The following is a 1,508-nucleotide window of genomic DNA, read 5'->3' on the forward strand; positions in this document are numbered from 1 at the left end:
GGGGCTATAAAGCGCTGGCAATTATACTCATGCGACCACTAATAAAGTAATGCCGCCTTCACACTTTCGTATAAGATTCATGTATCATTCATTTACATATGTGATGAGGATCACGATACAACTGTAATTTACGCAAACGATAAACAAAAACTTTGGATTTTATTCACATATACCGAATAGGAGATGGCTATTTTGCCAAATTTGCGTTGCAATCGATTGCTTTGATTCTTTTCTAAGCGAAACAAGTTCATTTAATATCGTAACTAAATATTTGGAATGATTAATGTTTCCTTGCTGACCACTTATCGGCATGTCCGGAGCATCGGTCTCTAAAACCATCCATTCAAGGGGCAAACGGGAGACCGTAGTGCGCGTTTTCTGTGCTCTTGGGTAAGTTATCGTGTCACCGACCCCAATATAGAAACCTAAGCGAATCCACTCTAAAGCCTGCTGTTCACTGCCCGAAAAACCATGAATCACACCGCCATTGGCAAATTTTTGCTGCTTGATAAGCTGAATAAGACGGTTGTGTGACTTTCGCTCATGGATGATCAACGGCAGTTTATAAGCCGTAGCAAGCTCAATCTGACGAACAAAAAAGCGCTCTTGCTTGTCGATATCAACATCTACAAAGAAGTCCAAACCGCACTCCCCTATCGCTATACACTGCTTAGAGGCACCGCTTAAGTGATGCTCAAGTTGATCAAAATCACCTTCATTAGCCGTCGCTAGGAAGTAAGGATGAAAACCTAATGCGTAGTAAAGATTAGAGTGATGTGAGCTTAGCTGTTCGAGTGTGTTCCAGTTGTTTTTGCCAATAGAGGGGACAACGACCTTCTCAACTCCTTGCTCTTGCGCGGCTGTGAGATAGTTTTGAGCGGCCATAAGATCGTCTTGAGTGCCAGTTGAAAAGGCGTCGAAATCTAGATGGCAATGGGTATCAAATACCGGTATCGACATTATGGCTTATCTTTAGACTCGGGTTGTGGATCACTGCGATAAGAAGCGCAGCTACGCGTATTCTCCGGCGTTAACCCTAGCTCTTTACACCATTTATCGTACTGCTTAATCCATCTTTTAATCACTTGAAACATCCACTCTCCTTAAGACCAGACATAAAAAACGCCTATTGCAGAACAATAGACGTTTTTAATCACTTCGACTAGCACCACCTCAACGGGTTGGCACCGTCATCAATAAGATTAGTGCTCGCGAGTTGCACGGAACTCAACATCAGGGAAACGCTCTGACGCTAGGTTCAAGTTAACCATGGTTGGTGCGATGTAGGTTAGGTTATCGCCGCCATCCAATGCTAGGTTAGTCTGGTTCTTACGCTTGAACTCTTCGAATTTCTTCGCGTCGCCACACTCAACCCAACGTGCTGTTGCAACGTTCACGCTCTCGTAGATCGCTTCAACGTTGTATTCCGCTTTAAGAGGAGCCACAACCACGTCAAACTGAAGTACACCAACCGCGCCTACAATCAGATCGTTATTCTGTAGTGGACG

At 44.1% G+C, this 1,508-nt stretch carries 2 protein-coding genes and 1 pseudogene; all 3 read right to left on the reverse strand.

Annotated elements, in window-relative coordinates:
- Nucleotides 1-159: 159 nt before the first annotated feature.
- Nucleotides 160-960 (reverse strand): TatD family hydrolase, encoded by an 801-nt coding sequence (locus KIV40_RS29750; protein ID WP_285352861.1) that lies wholly within the window; start codon nucleotides 958-960, stop codon nucleotides 160-162.
- Entirely contained in the window at nucleotides 960-1,094 is a 135-nt protein-coding gene (locus KIV40_RS29755; protein ID WP_285352863.1) for a DUF5363 family protein, read from the reverse strand. The genes KIV40_RS29750 and KIV40_RS29755 overlap by 1 nt, the downstream gene beginning before the upstream one ends.
- Before the next feature lie 108 nt (nucleotides 1,095-1,202).
- Nucleotides 1,203-1,508: pseudogene (gene prfC / locus KIV40_RS29760) on the reverse strand (peptide chain release factor 3); the annotation flags it as partial.

The organism is Vibrio sp. D173a (genome assembly GCF_030248475.1).